Source organism: Streptomyces mayonensis (assembly GCF_018982965.1).
Classification (GTDB): domain Bacteria; phylum Actinomycetota; class Actinomycetes; order Streptomycetales; family Streptomycetaceae; genus Streptomyces; species Streptomyces mayonensis.
Genome location: NZ_JACBYP010000151.1, coordinates 1 through 16,553, shown reverse-complemented (window position 1 = coordinate 16,553; position 16,553 = coordinate 1). Strand labels below are relative to the sequence as shown.

Sequence of the window (16,553 nt, the reverse complement as noted above, 5' to 3'; positions counted from 1 at the left end):
CCCCCCCCCCCCCCCCCCCCCCCCCCCCCGCCCCCCCCCCCCCCCCCCCCCCCCCCCCGCCCCCCCCCCCCCCCCCCACGGCGTTGGCAGGCGTGCGGCCCGCCCGCTCCCTCTTCCTCCCGCTTCCTCCCGCTTCCTCCCTCTCCCGCCCGTCCCCGGCGCCCTCCCCGGCACCCGGCAGCCGCTGCCCGATAGCCTCTGCGACGTGAGCAGGAACGCCGCCTTCAGTCCGCCCCCGGGCGCCCGCACGTACCGGATGCGTACCGCGCGCGGTGAGTTCGCCGTCGTCGACTCAGCCGTGCCCGGCCCGGAGGAGGCGAGGGGGACGGTGTTGATGCTGCCCGGGTTCACGGGCAGCAAGGAGGACTTCACGCTGCTGCACGAACCGCTCGGTGCGCGCGGCTACCGCACGGTCGCCGTGGACGGGCGGGGGCAGTACGAGTCGGACGGACCCGAGCACGACGAGACCGGCTACGCCCAGCCCGAACTGGCCCGGGACGTGCTCGCGCAGGTCGCGGCGCTCGGTGGCCGGGTGCATCTCGTCGGGCACTCCCTCGGCGGCCAGATCGCGCGGGCCGCCGTACTGCTGGACCGGGCCCCCTTCGTGTCCCTCACGCTGGTGTCGTCGGGCCCGGCCCGGATCTCCGCATCCCAGCGGCAGCGCGTGAAACTGCTGCGCGACGCCCTGGACACCATGACGATGGCCGAGGTCTGGGAGGTCATGCAGGCGATGGGGCCGCCGGAGGAAGCCGGTGCTCCGGCGCCCGCCCACGGTACGGAGGAGCCCGAGCGGCTGCGCGCCCGCTGGCTGGGCACCAGGCCGGCCCAGCTCCGCGCGACGGGACGTCAGCTGTGCACCGAGCCGGACCGGGTCGGTGAGCTCGCCGGCCTGACGCTGCCGTGCCACGTGCTGTCGGGCGCCCACGACGACACCTGGCCCGTGCCCCTGCTGGACGAGATGGCCGTACGTCTGGACGCGCACCGCACCGTCGTGGCCGGAGCCGAGCACTCCCCCAACACCGATCAGCCGCTGCCCACGGCCCACGCGCTCGCCGACTTCTGGGACACACTTCCCCTGGTCCCGGCCCCGGCGCCGCGCACGGAGCCCGGCGGCCTCTAGTCGGTACCGCGCGTCAGTACTGGGCCCGCAGGTGCTCCCAGAAGCCGTCCCGCAGGGCCCGCCGCAGGTCGGCCTGGCCGCGCAGTGAGTACTGCAGCAGGCCCTCGGCCTCCACGAGCAGGTCCTGGTCGACGGAGCCGGGCAGGTAGGGGTGGCCGGGGAGGAGTTCGAGCAGGGGGCCGCGCCCCTTGGCCGCCAGCCACTTCGCGGCGATCTGGGCGCCCACGAAACGGACGTCCTCCCGGGCAGGCCGCGCCGCGCCCGTCGCGTCGAGGGCTTGGGCGGCCGTGCGTCTGGAGACGTACGGCTTGAAGAAGTCCAGGTCGAAGGAGCGCTGGCTGTCGACCTCCCAGAGCAGCGGGTCGGCCTGGTTGCGGCCCTCGGGCGCCTCGATGCCCCACAGGTGGACGCGGGCGCCGTACCCCTGCGCGGCCTCGACGGCGGAGACGAGGTCCTCGTCTCCGCCGAGCAGGGCCGCGTCGCTGAGGGCGCGGTACCGGGCGAGGGACTCCAGGTCGGTGCGGATGAGGGAGTCGACGCCCTTCTGCTGGTTGTTGGCGTTGAGGTTGCCCAGGCGCACCTTGACGTCCGGCAGCTCGGCGATGGACTGCTGCTCGGCGGTGTGGATGCGGCGGCGGGCGCCGTCGTACCAGTACACGCGCAGCAGGCGGCTGTCCGCGAAGATGGTGCGTGCCGTGTCGATGAACGACTCGATCAGTCCCTCGGCGTCCAGGTCGAAGGCCCGGCGGTCCTCGGTCCCGGCCACCAGCCGCCCCGCCGCCGCGTAGAGGTATCCGGCGTCGACGAAGATCGCGTGGGTCGAGGGCGTCTTCGCCACCTCGGCGAGCATGCGGTGCAGCAGCTCGTTGGTGCGATCGATGCGAGCGTTCAGGGACGCGAGGTCGTCGTTCATCGCCTCCATTGTCCCGGCGGTCACGCTACGAACACAACCGGTCCCGGTCAGTCTGTATCGAGCACCTGGCAGCCCGTAACAAGCGACTTACCTGTCAGTAATTAGTTGTTCGAAAAATTTCTTTAGCGTAGGGAATGTTTGCAGAGAGCATCTCGTTGACTCAGTCGGAAGCCCGGGCACCGACGACCCAGGAGCCACACCAGTAGTTCTCCTCAGGAGGATGACCAGATCAAGGGAGAGGCCATGCGCTTTGAAGTCATGCGACTCGACGACGTCGACGGAACCCCCGTGGACACGACTGTCGTGGACGCCGCCTCCGTGAACCGCATCGTTCAGCAGGCCGCCGCCATAGGGCAGCGCCTGTGGATCCGCCCCGCCGACACCTCGGCCTCGTAGCGCGGACAGCACGCACTTCGGCCCCTCGCACGGCGCGTTCCGTGCGAGGGGCCTTTGCGTGTGCTCACGCGCCCGGGGGCCTCGGCCTCAGGCGCCCCGGATCACCTGCGTGACCCCGTTGATGATCTGCTGCACGGCGATCGCGGAGAGCATCATGCCGGCGAGGCGGGTCACCAGGACCACGCCGCCGTCCTTGATGACCCGGATGATCAGCAGCGAGTACCGCATCACCAGCCACAGCACCACGTGGATCGCGAGGATCGCCGCCCACACGGAGACCTGCCCGGTGACGCCGTCCGCCTTCTGCACCGCGAGGATGACCGACACGATCGCGCCGGGCCCGGCGAGCAGCGGCATGCCCAGGGGTACGAGCGCGACGTTGACGTCCTTGGTCTGCTTGGGTTCGTCGGTCTTACCGGTGAGCAGGTCGAGCGCGATCAGCAGGAGCAGCAGCCCGCCCGCGATCATGAGGGCGGGCACGGACACGTGCAGGTAGTCCAGGATCTGGTGCCCGAGCAGCCCGAACACCGTGATCACGCCGCCGGCGACACACACGGCCTGGAGGGCCATCCGCCGCTGCGCCTTGGCGGGGCGGCCGGAGGTCAGCGCGAGGAAGATCGGGGTGATCCCGGGGGGATCCATGATGACGAAAAGGGTCAGGAAGAGGGAGCCGAAGACGGCGACATCGAACACGGGTGAGCTACTGGCCTTGCGGGAGAGGGCGGGAGAGGGCGAGAGAGGGAAGGGGACGGGCGGGGGGACGGAGGCTCAGGCCCCGCCGGCGCCCGGCACGGGGAACGCCCCGAACGCCCGTCGCGTGATCTCGCCGTACACCTCGGGGTCCGTCGTGTACTCGCCGAGCACGCAGGTCTTCCGGCTGCCGTGGTAGTCGCTGGAGCCGGTCGCCAGGAGCCCCAGGTCCTTCGCGAGGCCCCGCAGCCGGACCTGCGTGTCCGCGTCGTGGTCCATGTGGTCGACCTCGATGCCGTCGAGCCCGGCGGCGGCCAGTTCGGCGATCGAGTCCTCCGGCACGGTGCGGCCCCGCTTGGCGGCGGCGGGGTGGGCGAACACGGCCACGCCGCCCGCCCCCTTGATCAGCCGGAGCGCCTCGAAGGGGTCGGTCTCGTGCTTCTCCACGAAGGCCCGGCCCCCGTCGGCCAGCCAGTCCTGGGTGAAGGCGTCGCTCACGGTCGGCACGACGCCGAGTTCGACGAGCGCGGAGGCGACGTGCGGCCGGCCGACGGATCCGTCGCCGGCGATCCGGGCGACCTGTTCCCAGGTGACGGGGACGCCCAGCTCGTTGAGTTTGGCGACCATGCTCCGGGCCCGCGGCACACGGTCGTCCCGGACCAGCTCGCGCTCGGCGAGCAGGGCGGGCTCCTCGGGGTCGAAGAGGTAGGCTAGCATGTGCATGCTGACGCCGTCGAGGCGACAGGAGAGTTCGGCGCCGGTGACCAGGGTCACTTCCTCGGGGAGCGCGGCCCGGGCCTCGGCGTGCCCGCGGGTGGTGTCGTGGTCGGTCAGCGCGACGACGTCGAGACCGGCCGCGGCGGCGTTGCGCACCAGCTCGGCCGGGGTGTCCGTGCCGTCGGACGCGGTGGAGTGGGTGTGCAGATCGATGCGCACGACGCTGACTCCAAGCGAGGACGGGACGGAAGGGGACGCTCAAGGATAACCGGAACCCGACCCGCCGCTGTCACACCCGCAGACCACGCTCGCCCCCTACACCGGCGTTAACCCCTACGCGCCTGCCCCCTGCACCGGCATACCCCGGCACGTCGGCATCACCTCCCCGAGCCCGGGAGGCCCCCCACGCTCCCGAGGCCTCTACGCCGTGGTCGGCCGGATGAGCCGGGGCGACAGCGCGCCGCAGGGCACCAGCTCCACCTCGGCGCCCGCGTCCCGCAGGTCGGTCAGCACCAGCTCCTCGTACATCAGCAGTGCCGCCTGCTCGGGCCACGCGACGGCCCACAGCCACATGCCGAGTGCCTCCCCGGCGAAGACGGCACGGTCGACGGGTGCGCCGGGGACGTGCCAGAGGGGGGTCGGACGGCCGGCGGCCAGGACCTTGGCCTGAGGCGGTTTCTCCACGTCCAGGTACGGTCCGGGGTCCGGGGCGTCGAGCCCCGCGTAGAAGGCGCCGAGACCGACGCCCAACTCCTCGGCGACCAGGATCAGCTCACCGATGCCGCCGAGCGGTCCGGGCCCCGAACAGGCCACGGCGGTCGCCCGGCCACCGCTGCGGTCGTCGCCCGCGCAGGCCACGCCGGTGAACAGCCAGCCGACCGGCAACGGCCAGGGCATCCACAAGGGCACCTGCGTGCGGTGCACCACGACGCCGAGCTCCTCGACGCTGGGCGGGAGCACGGGCTGGAGCGGATGCACCGTGCCGTGCAGGTCGCACTGCCAGGTGTCGGCGAAGAGGCCGGGAGCCCTGACCCGGCCACCGCACTTCGGGCAACTGGGTTCGCCCCTCATACAGCCCCACGGTCCTACCCTCGTTCCCCCGCGTCAAGGACGATCACCCGTCCGGACGGGGGCCTGACCGGCGAAAACTAGATGTACTTTGCATCAATTAGCAGAGCTAACTTACTATGTGTATACACCAACCATCTCGTCGGCATTGGAGCACTGCATGGACACCCTCGACGCAGGTGCGGGCAGCATCCTGCGGCAGCCCAAGGCGGTGTGGGCGACCGCCGGCGCGTCCGTCGTGGCCTTCATGGGCATCGGGCTCGTCGACCCGATCCTGCCGTCCATCGCCAAGGGCCTGGACGCGAGCGCCAGCCAGGTCTCCCTCCTCTTCACCTCGTACTTCCTGATCACCGCGCTGGCGATGCTCGTCACCGGCTTCGTCTCCAGCCGCATCGGCGGGCGCAGGACGCTGCTGCTCGGGCTCGCCTTCGTCGTGGTCTTCGCGGGCCTCGCGGGCACCTCGGACACCGTCGGCCAGCTCGTCGGCTACCGGGCCGGCTGGGGCCTCGGCAACGCGCTCTTCGTCTCGACGGCCCTCGCGGTCATCGTCGGCGCCGCGGCCGGCGGCAGCGCCGCCGCGATCCTGCTCTACGAGTCCGCCCTCGGCCTCGGCATGGCGTGCGGCCCGCTGCTGGGCGCGCTGCTCGGCGACGCGAGCTGGCGCTACCCGTTCTTCGGCACGGCCTTCCTGATGGCCGTCGGTTTCCTGTGCATCGCGGCGTTCCTCAAGGACCAGCCCAGGCCTGCCCGCAGGACCTCGCTGCTGGACCCGGTCAGGGCGCTGGGCCACGGCGGTCTGGCCTCCGCCGCGGTCTCGGCGTTCTTCTACAACTACACGTTCTTCACCGTGCTGGCCTTCACCCCCTTCGTGCTGGACATGACGCCGTACAGGTCGGGCGCCGTGTTCTTCGCCTGGGGTGTGCTGCTCGCCGTCTTCTCGGTCCTGGTGGCCCCGCGGATGCAGCGGCGCTTCGGCTCGCTGAAGGTGCTCGGCGGCTCACTGGTGCTGCTCGCGGCCGACGTGCTCGTGCTGGGCTACGGCAACCACGCCACGGCGGTCGTCTGCACCATCCTGTCCGGCGCGTTCATCGGCGTGAACAACACCGTCTACACCGAGCTGGCCCTGGGCGTGTCGGACGCCCCGCGGCCGGTGGCGAGCGCGGGCTACAACTTCGTGCGCTGGTTCGCCGCGGCGGCGGCACCGTTCTTCGCGCCGAAGATCGAGGAGTGGACCGACATCCACATCCCCTTCGTGGTGGCGGCCGTCACCGCCGTACTGGGCGCGGCCGTGGTCCTGGTACGGCGCCGGGCGCTCACCCACCGGGCCGAGGAACTGGCGCCCGCGCACGCGACCGAGGACTCGGTCACGGTCTTCGCCAATTGACCGGAGCCTCCGCGACTCACGGTCTTCGCCAACTGACCGGGAAATCCCGTGAGTTGCATCACCTCTCAGTCGCTCCTCACTCCAGTGGAACGGACCTGCGGGACGGATCGCGCAGGTCCGTCCCCTGCGTCAGCCAGCGCTCCTGGAGGGCCTGAGCCCCGTGCACGCGCTTGAAGGCGGCCTCGTTCGGCGTCATCGGCAGCAGCGGCAGGAACCGTACGGCCTCCAGCGGGGCGTCCAGCTCCAGGTCCTCGACCAGGCCGCCGGGCTCGGCGACCAGGACCGAGGTGAAGGGCGCCCCCGGCCACAGCGGCCCGCCGACGTCGAGCGAGGCACCGGGCGCCACGATCACCCCTTCCACCTGCGGGGACGCGGCCAGCACGGCGAGCGGACGCAGCGCCTTGTCGGTGTCGGCCACCCCGGCGCGCACCGAGAGCAGCAGTTCGGCGCGGGGGCCCTTGACCGGGTCGGCGAGCACTGCCGTGGGGTCCGCCATGGGCTGCGCCGACATGCCGAGGGTGGCGTAGCGGACGAGGTCGCCCTCCTGGCCGACGGCGGGGAAACGCAGCACCTCGATGCGGTCGGTGCCCAGGAAGGTGACCGCCGCGCGCGCGTCCGGCTCGCCCAGCGCGCTGCGCAACCGGGCCTCGACCAGAGGAAGAACATCAACCATGCGGCGAGCATAGAACTCGTCCGGAACTGGCAAAGCGGCACCTTGACACGTCGCGTGACTGGTACTCTGGGTCAGCGGTTCGGGGCAGCACGCAGGGCATCGCGGCCACACCCCGACGCTGTGAACACTCCCCTACGGGGAACCCCTTCAAACAAGGGGAATGGATCGTCCCTCACGAGGGACCGGCCGGAGGAGGTGGGCGGCATGGACCGAAGTCGACCGTGCAGTACCACCCGCTCTTCCCGCCGCTGACGGCTGTTCCGGTCTTCCGGGTCTCCGGGATCTTCCGGCCGCCGCCTCCCGCAGCACCACTTCTCGCGGAAGAGCACTTCGTCTCGTTGTGCCTGATCCGGCCCGTCCGCGTCTGCTCGTGCGACGCGCGGCCCGCCGGCCCGATCAGCAGCTGAACCAGCAGCGAAGCCGGCCACCGCGACGGTGCGGTGCCCCCCGCTTTGTGGACGCGCCGAACACGCGTGGTCAGGACGTCCTCATTCCGGGTGGTTCCATCCGTCACGGCCCCGTTCGCTGCCCGTAGCGAAGGAGCCTGCCATGTCGATGATCCGTGACCTGCGCGCCGCGGTCCGCCCGTCCCGCGTCTCGCTGCGCAAGGAGAGCGGTGCCTACGACACCACCCGCGACCCGGCGACGCCATCCGCCGTCGTCGACTGCGCCGTCTACCGCGACGGCGCCCGCGTCGAGACCGACGTGCCGCTGACCCCGCACACGGCGATGCGTCAGGTGCGCCGCGACGGCGGCTTCGTGTGGATCGGCCTGCACGAGCCCACCGAGGACGAGTTCGCCGGTATCGCCCGGGAGTTCGGACTGCATCCGCTGGCCGTGGAGGACGCCGTCCAGGCTCACCAGCGGCCCAAGCTGGAGCGCTACGACGACTCCCTGTTCACCGTCTTCAAGACCATCCACTACGTCGACCACGACGAACTGACCGCGAACAGCGAGGTCGTCGAGACCGGCGAGGTCATGTGCTTCACCGGACGGGACTACTTCATCACCGTCCGGCACGGCGGGCAGGGCTCGCTGCGTGCGCTGCGGCACCGGCTGCAGGCGGACCCGGAGCTGCTGGCCAAGGGCCCCTCCGCGGTGCTGCACGCCATCGCCGACCACGTCGTAGACGGCTACATCGCGGTCGCCGACGCGGTGCAGGACGACATCGACGAGGTCGAGACCGAGGTGTTCTCGCCGGGCCGCAAGGGCACCTCGCGCGGCACGGACGCCGGACGGATCTACCAGCTCAAGCGTGAGGTACTGGAGTTCAAGCGGGCGGTGGCGCCGCTGCTGCGTCCCATGCAGCTGCTCAGCGAGCGGCCGATGCGGCTGGTCGACCCGGAGATCCAGAAGTACTTCCGCGACGTCGCCGACCACGTGGCGCGAGTGCAGGAGCAGGTCGTCGGCTTCGACGAGCTGCTGAACTCCATCCTCCAGGCCAACCTCGCGCAGGCGTCCGTCGCGCAGAACGAGGACATGCGCAAGATCACCTCGTGGGCCGCGATCGTCGCCGTACCGACGATGGTCTGCGGCGTGTACGGGATGAACTTCGACTACATGCCGGAGACGCACTGGAAGTACGGCTACCCGCTGGTGCTGTCGGTCACGGTCGCGATCTGCCTGGGCATCCACCGCACCCTCAAGCGCAACGGCTGGCTCTGAACCGGGCCGGGGGCGCCGGTCCACGGGTGCTGGTCCACGGACTCCGGTCGACGAACGCCGGTCGACGAACGCCGGTCCACGGGCTCCGGTCGACGGGCTCCGGTTCACGGGCTCCTGGATAGGCTGACCGCATGACAAGCGAGCTGCTCGGCCAGGCCCTCGTCGAGGAGGCCACGAAGAAGTCCGGCCTCATCTGGGTCAAGGGTCCCGGGGTGCCCGCCCGGGCCCTGTGGCACGTCTGGCACGAGGGCGCGGCCTGCGTCGTCGGCGACGGGCCGGGCGAGCAGCCGCTGCCCGGACTGGCCGACGGCGCCGCGGCCGAGGTGACGGTGCGCAGCAAGGACAAGGGCGGCCGGGTGGTCTCCTGGGCCGCCCGGGTCGTGGAGCTGCCGTCCGGTTCCGAGGCGTGGCAGGAGGCGGTCGCGAACCTCAAGGGCAAGCGGCTCAACGCCCCGGACGGCGAGGCCATGACCGGCCGCTGGGCCCGCGAGTGCCGGGTGCTGCGCCTGGAGCCTACGGGGTCCACGGCGCCGCTGCCCGACGGCCCGCTGGCCGAGGCGCCGCTGCCGAGCCCGGCCACGACCCGGCAGCCGGGGCCGGCGGGGCTGCCCCGGCTGCTGCTGAAGCGGCGCCGCCGGTAGCGGGGCGGGCTTCAGGACGTCGGCAGCTGCTTGCCGTAGTCCAGGGTGTCGTCCTTGGCCGGCTGCTCGAGCTCGAAGTCCTTGTTCCAGTCGGAGAAGTCGAGGGTGCCCGCGCTGCCCGCCCGCACCAGGCGCAGCGGGTACGGCGCGCCCTCCAGGGAGACGTCGAGCGAGCCGCCGTCGCCCTCGTCGCCGGTGATCCGGACGGTGCGCACGCCCGCCTGCTCGTGGCGGCCGTCCGTCTGAACGGTGCCGTGCAGGGTCAGCAGACCGCCGAGGAGGACGTCCTTGTCCGTGAAACCGCTGAACTTCTTGTACACGGGGTCGCTCTGCGGCACCTTCACGTACTTGCCGGCCAGCTTGTCGGCGGCCTTGGCGTCGCCGCCGTCGTGGCTCCAGAAACCGGCGTCGGCCTTGAGGAAGAGCTGCTCGCCGACGCGCAGCAGCCCGAACGTCGTGCCCTGTGCCGCGACCGACCCGGTACCCCCGTCGGCCTTCAGCCGCATGTCGAGGGTGTACCTGTTGCCGCCCGCCTCCACCGTGCCGTGCAGGCGGACCGTGTCGGCCGCCTGCGCGGCGGTACGGGCCTTGGCCTGGATCTTGTCGGCCGGGAGCTTTCCGAGGCCGTTGGTGCCCGCGTCCGGATCCCCGCTGCTGCATCCCGTCAGCCCGGCTCCCGTCACCGCCAGGGCGCACACCGCGCCCGTCAGAGCGGCCCTGCGGATTCGACGCCGGGGAGTCACAGACACAGGCGGGACTGCCTTTCTCACAGAACGGACACGGGGCACGGCAGGCGGACCGGCGGACGCCGGCGACGAGCCGACCGGGCCCGGGCGCAGCGTACCGGGGCCGCGGACGGCGAACGGAGCCAGTCCGTCCGGACCGGCCGCCGGGGCGAGGCCGATCGGGACGGGCTAGCCTGAAGCCCGTCCGAGCGGGCAATTCGGAAAAGAGACACCGTACGAATCAGCCTTCACACACGCTCCGCCCCGTCCGCGCAGGGTGCGGAGCAGGGTGAGGAAAGGAGCCGCCTCCATGGCAGCGGGCGCCCCCCGGATCTTCGTCTCCCACCTCTCCGGCATCGCCGTGTTCGACCCGGCCGGTGACCAGGTGGGCCGCGTCCGCGACCTGGTCGTCATGCTCCGGGTCGGCCGCAAACCCCCGCGGGTGCTCGGACTGGTCGTCGAACTCACCACCCGCCGCCGCATCTTCCTGCCCATGACCCGGGTCACCGGCATCGAGTCCGGCCAGGTGATCACCACGGGCGTGCTCAACGTCCGGCGCTTCGAGCAGCGGCCCACCGAGCGCCTCGTCTTCGGCGAGCTGCTCGACCGGCGGGTCACACTCACCGAGACGGACGAGGAGGTCACGGTGCTCGACCTGTCGGTGCAGCAGCTGCCCGCCCGCCGGGACTGGGAGATCGACAAGGTCTTCGTGCGCAAGGGCCGGAAGGGCGGCGCGTTCCGGCGCAGCAGGGGCGAGACCCTCACCGTCGAGTGGTCGGGCGTCACCGGTTTCTCCGTGGAGGAGCAGGGGCAGGGCGCCGAGAACCTGCTGGCCACCTTCGAACAGCTGCGCCCCGCCGACCTCGCCAACGTCCTGCACCACCTGTCCGCCAAGCGCCGCGCCGAGGTCGCCGCCGCCCTCGACGACGACCGGCTGGCCGACGTGCTGGAAGAGCTGCCGGAGGACGACCAGATCGAGATCCTCGGCAAGCTCAAGGAGGAACGCGCCGCGGACGTCCTGGAGGCGATGGACCCCGACGACGCGGCCGACCTGCTCGGTGAGCTGCCGGAGGCGGACAAGGAGCGGCTGCTGAGCCTGATGCAGCCCTCCGACGCGGCGGACGTGCGGCGGCTGATGGCCTACGAGGAGCACACGGCCGGCGGCCTGATGACGACCGAGCCGATCGTGCTGCGGCCCGACGCGACCGTCGCCGACGCCCTGGCCCGCATCCGCAACCCCGACCTGTCCCCGGCGCACGCCGCCCAGGTCTACGTCTGCCGCCCGCCGGAGGAGACCCCGACCGGCAAGTACCTGGGCACCGTCCACTTCCAGCGCCTGCTGCGCGACCCCCCGTACACGCTGGTCGGCTCGATCCTCGACGACGACCTGCAGCCCCTGGAACCGGAGGCCGCGCTGCCCGTGGTCGCCGGGTTCTTCGCCGCGTACGACATGGTCGCGGCGCCGGTCGTCGACGACTCGGGTTCGCTGCTCGGCGCGGTCACCGTGGACGACGTACTGGACCACATGCTGCCCGACGACTGGCGGGAGACCGAGTACCACCTGGACGAGACGGCGGGGGAGGCGGGCACCGATGGCGCCTGAGCGCGAGACGACGGCCCGCGAGCGCGCCGCGTCGGGCGCCACAGCGGCCTCCCGGACCCGGGCCCGCCTGGACCAGCCCCGTGCGCCGCGGCGCAGGCTGCTGCCCGAGTGGGACCCGGAGTCCTTCGGGCGGCTGTCGGAACGCGTCGCGCGCTTCCTGGGCACGGGGCGGTTCATCGTCTGGATGACGGTCGTCATCATCGTGTGGGTGGTGTGGAACGTGGCGGCCCCGAGCGGCCTGCGGTTCGACGAGTACCCGTTCATCTTCCTGACGCTGGCGCTGTCTCTGCAGGCCTCCTACGCCGCCCCGCTGATCCTGCTGGCGCAGAACCGGCAGGACGACCGCGACCGCGTCAACCTGGAGCAGGACCGCAAGCAGAACGAGCGGTCGATCGCGGACACCGAGTACCTGACCCGGGAGATCGCCGCCCTGCGCATCGGTCTCGGCGAGGTCGCGACGCGGGACTGGATCCGCTCCGAGCTGCAGGACGCGCTCAAGGAGCTGGAGGAGCGGCAGAACGGCCACCGTGCCGATCGCGGGGTATTCCCGGCGGATCGGCCCGCGGGGCGTGACGTACACGACCGGTGACGGGGCTTTCCGCGCCCCGTGGGCGGCGCCGTACCATCGTCGTATGGCTACGGAAGACGCGGTGCGCGAGGCACTGGCGACGGTGAACGACCCCGAGATCAACCGGCCCGTCACCGAACTCGGGATGGTCAAGTCGGTGCAGATCGGCGCGGACGGAGCGGTCGCGGTCGCGGTGTACCTGACAGTCTCCGGCTGCCCCATGCGGGACACCATCACGCAGCGCGTCTCGGACGCGGTGTCCCAGGTCGAGGGCGTCACGCGCGTCGACGTCGAGCTGGACGTGATGAGCGACGAGCAGCGCAAGGAGCTGGCCACCGCGCTGCGCGGCGGGCAGACCGAGCGCGAGGTGCCCTTCGCCAAGCCGGGCAGCCTGACCCGGGTGTACGCGGTGGCGTCCGGCAAGGGCGGCGTCGGCAAGTCGTCGGTGACGGTGAACCTGGCGGCGGCGATGGCGGCCGACGGCCTGAAGGTCGGCGTCGTCGACGCGGACATCTACGGCCACTCCGTGCCCCGCATGCTGGGCGCCGACGGGCGGCCCACCCAGGTCGAGAACATGATCATGCCTCCGTCGGCGAACGGCGTGAAGGTCATCTCGATCGGCATGTTCACCCCGGGCAACGCGCCGGTCGTCTGGCGCGGACCGATGCTGCACCGCGCGCTCCAGCAGTTCCTGGCCGACGTGTACTGGGGCGACCTGGACGTCCTGCTGCTCGACCTGCCGCCCGGCACCGGCGACATCGCGATCTCGGTGGCGCAGCTCGTGCCGAACGCCGAGATCCTGGTCGTGACGACCCCTCAGCAGGCCGCCGCCGAGGTGGCGGAGCGGGCCGGCGCCATCGCCGTGCAGACCCACCAGAAGATCGTCGGCGTCGTCGAGAACATGTCGGGCCTGCCCTGCCCGCACTGCGGCGAGATGGTCGACGTCTTCGGCACCGGCGGCGGCCAGACCGTCGCCGACGGCCTCACCCGCACGACCGGCGCCTCGGTGCCGGTGCTCGGCTCCATCCCGATCGACGTGCGGCTGCGCGAGGGCGGCGACGACGGCAGGCCGGTCGTGCTGACCGACCCGGAGTCCCCGGCGGGCGCCGCCCTGCGCTCGATCGCGGGCAAGCTCGGAGGGCGGCAGCGGGGGCTGTCGGGGCTGTCCCTGGGCATCACGCCGAAGAACAAGTTCTGACGTCCCGTACGGGAGAGTGGGGGCGCTGTCCGGCGGGACGGCGCCCCTCGCCGTAGGCACGGCGGCCGACCGAGCCCCTGGGGGCCATCGTTTGGATCAGGTCGGCTCCGGGCGGCGGCGCCTTGCTGCCGGCCCGAGCGGGGGCGACGGGCCCCCTCCCCCGCACGAGCGAGCGAAGCCGAGCGTGGGGAAGTCGGCAACCGACGGCCACGCCGCTGGGGGCACCCCCACGCCCTCAAGGCAGTGGGGAGTGCGTGCCAGACCAGACCCCGCGCCCTCCGGCAAGATCCAGACGACGCCCCTAGAGGGCGTAGGCGGCGATGTCCTTGACGACGGAGAAGGCCAGACCGTAGGCGCTCATGCCCCGCCCGTACGCGCCCAGGTGCACGCCCTGTTCGGTGGAGCCGGCCAGCACCCAGCCGAACTCGGACTCCCGGTAGTGGAAGGACGTCGGCACACCGTCCACGGGGAGGGACAGCGTGGTCCAGTCCTCACCCTCCAGGTCGTCCGCCAGGACCCACGCCGTCTCCGTCTGCTGCTCCAGCCAGTCGTCGCGCAGCGAGTGGTCCATCTGGCCCGGCCAGGTGAAGGACAGCAGGCCCACACCGGCCAGCCAGGCCGCGGAGGAGACCGAGGTGGCCTCCAGCAGGCCGGTGCCGTCGGCGCTGCGCCGGTCCGGGTTGGCCGCGACGGTCACGACGACCGCGAACTTCTCCTTGGCGTCCTTGTCGTCGCCCGCCACGTGCTCGTTGCGCACGGACGGCTCGTCGCCGTGCCCGATCGAGCCGTGCTCCACGGCCCCGTCGGCCGCCGTACCGATCTGCATCAGCCAGCGCCGCCCCGTGAAGGCCTCGTCGAGGCCGTACCACGGGAAGGGCGCACGCAGGTAGCCGTCGACCGTACTCCGGCCTGCGGGGGACTCGGGTCCGCCCTCCGCGGCCGGCGTCTGCGCGACTGCCCGACTCGTCGTCTCCATGTGCCCGGACGCCTCCTCGCTCTGGTCGGAACGGAACGGCCCGCCCCCCTTCGGGCGCACTCGTCCGGTCCGCACAACAACTCGGGCAGCATAGCCACACCTCTGGCGGCAGCCGGGAAACCGCCCGGCGCGTGGGTCGCCCGGACGGCGCGTACGGGTCCCTGGCGCTCCGTCCGGAGTATGAGACGCGTCACACGGACGGGCCTGCGGCCGGACTCGGGGCCGCCCCGGGGTGCGCTCGGGGGTGTGGCTCAGGTGGCGTCGACGTCGAAGGGCGGGCGCTCGTCGGCGGCGGACTTCTCGTCCTTCGCCGGCGCCTTCGACAGGTCGGCCTTCTTCGACAGGTCGGCCCTCTTCGCCATGTCGACACGGCCCCCGCCGGACGCGGAGGAGCCGGACGACGAGGAGGGCTCCGGGTCACGGCCGTGCACCGCGTCGGTGACCTCGGCCATCTCCTTCTTCAGGTCGAAGCCGTTCCGGATCTCCTTGAGCCCCAGTTCGTCGTTGTCCAGCTGCTTGCGGATGAACGTCTTGGGGTTCAGGTCCTCGAACTCGAAGTCCTTGAACTCGGGGCCGAGCTCCTCACGGATGTCCTGCTTGGCGCTGTCCGAGAACTCCCTGATCTTCCGGATGGTGCGCGTGACGTCCTGGATGACCTTGGGGAGCTTGTCCGGACCGAAGACGAGCACGGCGAGGACGACGAGCGTCACCAGCTCGAGTGCGCCTATGTCATTGAACACCTGAAGCTCCTTGGGATGTCCGGGCCGCCACCACGGTACCCGCCGATCCCGTCCGACCGGTACCGTCCCGTGAGCCCCGAGTGCGTGTATACGAGCGCTTTCCGAATTGTTTGCCTTTCCGGCCCGTTGCCTGCTCAGTCCCCGTCCGAGGAGCCGAGCACCAGGGACGCCTGCGTCTCCTCGCCGTCCCGCTCCAGCGTCAGTTCGAGACGGTCGCCCGGGCGGTGGGCGCGGATCTTGACGATGAGTTCCTCGCCGGAGTGCACCCGCTGTCCGTCGACGGCGGTGATCACGTCGCCCGGCTCGATGCCGGCCTGCGCACCGGGGCCGCCCGCGGTGACCGCCGGTCCGCCGTCGCTGCCCTTGGCGCCCACGCGGGCGCCGTCACCGGCGAAGTTCATGTCGAGGGTGATGCCGATGACCGGGTGGGTGGCCTTGCCGGTGTTGATCAGCTCCTCGGCCACGCGCTTGCCCTGGTTGACGGGGATGGCGAAGCCGAGCCCTATCGAACCGGCCTGGCCGCCGTCGGACTCGGCGCTGCCGCTGTCGGCGGAGCGGATGGCGGAGTTGATGCCGATGGCCCGGCCCCGGGCGTCGAGGAGGGGGCCGCCGGAGTTGCCGGGGTTGATGGGCGCGTCGGTCTGCAGGGCGTCGACGTACGACACGTCGCTGCCGTCGGTCTTCTCGCCGCCCGCGGTGATGGGCCGCTCCTTGGCGCTGATGATGCCGGAGGTGACCGTGCCGGCCAGGTCGAAGGGGGCGCCGATGGCGACGACGGGGTCACCGACCTGCACGTTGTCGGAGTTGCCGAGGGGCATCGGGGTGAGGCCCTTGACGCCCTTGACCTCCACCACGGCCAGGTCGTACCCGCCGTCGCGGCCGACGACCTCGGCCTCGGCGGTGTCGCCGCTGTTGAAGGTCACGGTGATGTCGCCGCCGGAACCGGCGGGTTCGACGACGTGGTTGTTGGTCAGGATGTGACCGCGGTCGTCGAGCACGAACCCGGTGCCGGTGCCCGCGGCGTCGCTGCCGCTCACGTGCAGGGTCACCACGCTGGGCAGGGCCCGGGCGGCGATGCCCGCGACGCTGTCGGGTGCCCGCTCCGCGGATTCGGCTCCGGCCTGCGGCAGTTCGACCGTGCCGACGCCGCCGTTGCGCTCCAGGTACGTGCCGAGGACGCCGCCGAGGGCGCCGGAGACCAGGGCGACGAGCAGCGCCCCGCCGACGAGCGCCCTCCGTCGCCGCCCGCGCCGTTCCTTCGGCGTCCAGACGTCCGAGCCGTCGTTCTGGAGGGGCGCGGCGGCCGCGGCGGCCCAGGGGTCGTAGCGTCCCCACGGGTCGGGTGCGGGTTCACCGCCCGGTGCGGGGGCCTCGGCCGTCTCGGCCGCCTCGGACTGCGGGGCCGGTGCGTTCGCCGGGGCCGGGGCCGGGGCCGTGTGGGACGCCGGTGGCGGGAGCGGCTGGGGTGACCGGGGC

General features: G+C 72.0%; 17 protein-coding genes. 8 read left to right on the top strand and 9 right to left on the bottom strand.

Annotated features, from left to right (window positions below; genetic code table 11):
• The first annotated feature begins 205 nt into the window (after window positions 1-205).
• Window positions 206-1,120, top strand: a complete 915-nt coding sequence (locus tag HZS56_RS34255) for an alpha/beta fold hydrolase (RefSeq protein ID WP_216724728.1) — start codon at window positions 206-208, stop codon at window positions 1,118-1,120.
• A 13-nt stretch (window positions 1,121-1,133) separates the two neighbouring features.
• Here HZS56_RS34255 and HZS56_RS34250 read toward each other — a convergent pair whose 3' ends face one another.
• Entirely contained in the window at window positions 1,134-2,042 is a 909-nt protein-coding gene (locus tag HZS56_RS34250; protein ID WP_216724729.1) for an NYN domain-containing protein, read from the bottom strand.
• A gap of 234 nt (window positions 2,043-2,276) precedes the next feature.
• Here HZS56_RS34250 and HZS56_RS34245 point away from each other — a divergent pair, with 234 nt between their 5' ends.
• A complete protein-coding gene (locus HZS56_RS34245; RefSeq protein WP_216724727.1) occupies window positions 2,277-2,429 on the top strand; it encodes a DUF8834 family protein in 153 nt (50 codons plus the stop codon).
• 87 nt (window positions 2,430-2,516) lie between these two features.
• Here HZS56_RS34245 and HZS56_RS34240 read toward each other — a convergent pair whose 3' ends face one another.
• The 3 genes from HZS56_RS34240 to HZS56_RS34230 form a co-directional block, all read right to left on the bottom strand.
• Window positions 2,517-3,122, bottom strand: a complete 606-nt coding sequence (locus HZS56_RS34240; protein ID WP_216724726.1) for a MarC family protein — start codon at window positions 3,120-3,122, stop codon at window positions 2,517-2,519.
• Window positions 3,123-3,197: 75 nt separating this feature from the next.
• Window positions 3,198-4,055: a PHP domain-containing protein gene (locus HZS56_RS34235; RefSeq protein WP_216724725.1), complete on the bottom strand. Its 858-nt coding sequence runs from the start codon at window positions 4,053-4,055 to the stop codon at window positions 3,198-3,200.
• A gap of 201 nt (window positions 4,056-4,256) precedes the next feature.
• Window positions 4,257-4,907 carry a DUF6758 family protein gene (locus HZS56_RS34230; protein ID WP_216724724.1) on the bottom strand — a complete coding sequence of 217 codons (651 nt, stop codon included), beginning with the start codon at window positions 4,905-4,907 and terminating at the stop codon, window positions 4,257-4,259.
• A 157-nt stretch (window positions 4,908-5,064) separates the two neighbouring features.
• On the opposite strand from HZS56_RS34230, the gene HZS56_RS34225 reads away from it, so the two are divergent.
• Complete coding sequence (locus HZS56_RS34225) at window positions 5,065-6,288, top strand: MFS transporter (RefSeq protein ID WP_216724723.1); 1,224 nt, start codon at window positions 5,065-5,067, stop codon at window positions 6,286-6,288.
• Between the two features lie 76 nt (window positions 6,289-6,364).
• Here HZS56_RS34225 and HZS56_RS34220 read toward each other — a convergent pair whose 3' ends face one another.
• Window positions 6,365-6,961, bottom strand: a complete 597-nt coding sequence (locus HZS56_RS34220; RefSeq protein WP_216724722.1) for a suppressor of fused domain protein — start codon at window positions 6,959-6,961, stop codon at window positions 6,365-6,367.
• Window positions 6,962-7,510: 549 nt separating this feature from the next.
• Here HZS56_RS34220 and HZS56_RS34215 point away from each other — a divergent pair.
• Window positions 7,511-8,626 carry a magnesium and cobalt transport protein CorA gene (locus HZS56_RS34215; protein WP_216724721.1) on the top strand — a complete coding sequence of 372 codons (1,116 nt, stop codon included), beginning with the start codon at window positions 7,511-7,513 and terminating at the stop codon, window positions 8,624-8,626.
• A gap of 131 nt (window positions 8,627-8,757) precedes the next feature.
• A complete protein-coding gene (locus HZS56_RS34210; RefSeq protein ID WP_216724720.1) occupies window positions 8,758-9,267 on the top strand; it encodes a hypothetical protein in 510 nt (169 codons plus the stop codon).
• A gap of 11 nt (window positions 9,268-9,278) precedes the next feature.
• Here the strand turns inward: HZS56_RS34210 and HZS56_RS34205 are convergent, their stop codons facing one another.
• A complete protein-coding gene (locus HZS56_RS34205) occupies window positions 9,279-10,016 on the bottom strand; it encodes a hypothetical protein (protein WP_216724719.1) in 738 nt (245 codons plus the stop codon).
• 286 nt (window positions 10,017-10,302) lie between these two features.
• Between HZS56_RS34205 and HZS56_RS34200 the strand changes: the two genes are divergently transcribed.
• The 3 genes from HZS56_RS34200 to HZS56_RS34190 are packed head-to-tail and all read left to right on the top strand — an operon-like array spanning window position 10,303 to window position 13,361.
• On the top strand, window positions 10,303-11,595 hold the full coding sequence (locus tag HZS56_RS34200) for a magnesium transporter MgtE N-terminal domain-containing protein (protein WP_216724718.1): 1,293 nt from the start codon (window positions 10,303-10,305) through the stop codon (window positions 11,593-11,595).
• Window positions 11,585-12,184: a DUF1003 domain-containing protein gene (locus HZS56_RS34195; protein ID WP_216724717.1), complete on the top strand. Its 600-nt coding sequence runs from the start codon at window positions 11,585-11,587 to the stop codon at window positions 12,182-12,184. The genes HZS56_RS34200 and HZS56_RS34195 overlap by 11 nt, the downstream gene beginning before the upstream one ends.
• 43 nt (window positions 12,185-12,227) lie before the next feature.
• Complete coding sequence (locus tag HZS56_RS34190) at window positions 12,228-13,361, top strand: Mrp/NBP35 family ATP-binding protein (RefSeq protein ID WP_216724716.1); 1,134 nt, start codon at window positions 12,228-12,230, stop codon at window positions 13,359-13,361.
• A gap of 301 nt (window positions 13,362-13,662) precedes the next feature.
• On the opposite strand, the gene HZS56_RS34185 is transcribed toward HZS56_RS34190, so the two are convergent.
• The 3 genes from HZS56_RS34185 to HZS56_RS34175 form a co-directional block, all read right to left on the bottom strand.
• The gene (locus HZS56_RS34185; protein WP_216724715.1) at window positions 13,663-14,337 is read right to left on the bottom strand and encodes a hypothetical protein; all 675 of its coding nucleotides are present in this window, start codon (window positions 14,335-14,337) and stop codon (window positions 13,663-13,665) included.
• A 251-nt stretch (window positions 14,338-14,588) separates the two neighbouring features.
• On the bottom strand, window positions 14,589-15,077 hold the full coding sequence (locus HZS56_RS34180; RefSeq protein WP_216724714.1) for a sec-independent translocase: 489 nt from the start codon (window positions 15,075-15,077) through the stop codon (window positions 14,589-14,591).
• A 134-nt stretch (window positions 15,078-15,211) separates the two neighbouring features.
• A partial coding sequence (locus tag HZS56_RS34175) for a S1C family serine protease (RefSeq protein WP_216724713.1) occupies window positions 15,212-16,553 on the bottom strand: 1,342 nt, incomplete at its 5' end.

Excerpts from the sequence above, each read along its gene's own strand:
- HZS56_RS34250 (WP_216724729.1), bottom strand. The coding sequence starts at position 2,042 with ATGGAGGCGATGAACGACGACCTCGCGTCCCTGAACGCTCGCATCGAT.
- HZS56_RS34245 (WP_216724727.1), top strand. The coding sequence starts at position 2,277 with ATGCGCTTTGAAGTCATGCGACTCGACGACGTCGACGGAACCCCCGTG.
- HZS56_RS34230 (WP_216724724.1), bottom strand. The coding sequence starts at position 4,907 with ATGAGGGGCGAACCCAGTTGCCCGAAGTGCGGTGGCCGGGTCAGGGCT.
- HZS56_RS34225 (WP_216724723.1), top strand. The coding sequence starts at position 5,065 with ATGGACACCCTCGACGCAGGTGCGGGCAGCATCCTGCGGCAGCCCAAG.
- HZS56_RS34220 (WP_216724722.1), bottom strand. The coding sequence starts at position 6,961 with ATGGTTGATGTTCTTCCTCTGGTCGAGGCCCGGTTGCGCAGCGCGCTG.
- HZS56_RS34215 (WP_216724721.1), top strand. The coding sequence starts at position 7,511 with ATGTCGATGATCCGTGACCTGCGCGCCGCGGTCCGCCCGTCCCGCGTC.
- HZS56_RS34210 (WP_216724720.1), top strand. The coding sequence starts at position 8,758 with ATGACAAGCGAGCTGCTCGGCCAGGCCCTCGTCGAGGAGGCCACGAAG.
- HZS56_RS34200 (WP_216724718.1), top strand. The coding sequence starts at position 10,303 with ATGGCAGCGGGCGCCCCCCGGATCTTCGTCTCCCACCTCTCCGGCATC.
- HZS56_RS34195 (WP_216724717.1), top strand. The coding sequence starts at position 11,585 with ATGGCGCCTGAGCGCGAGACGACGGCCCGCGAGCGCGCCGCGTCGGGC.
- HZS56_RS34190 (WP_216724716.1), top strand. The coding sequence starts at position 12,228 with ATGGCTACGGAAGACGCGGTGCGCGAGGCACTGGCGACGGTGAACGAC.
- HZS56_RS34185 (WP_216724715.1), bottom strand. The coding sequence starts at position 14,337 with ATGGAGACGACGAGTCGGGCAGTCGCGCAGACGCCGGCCGCGGAGGGC.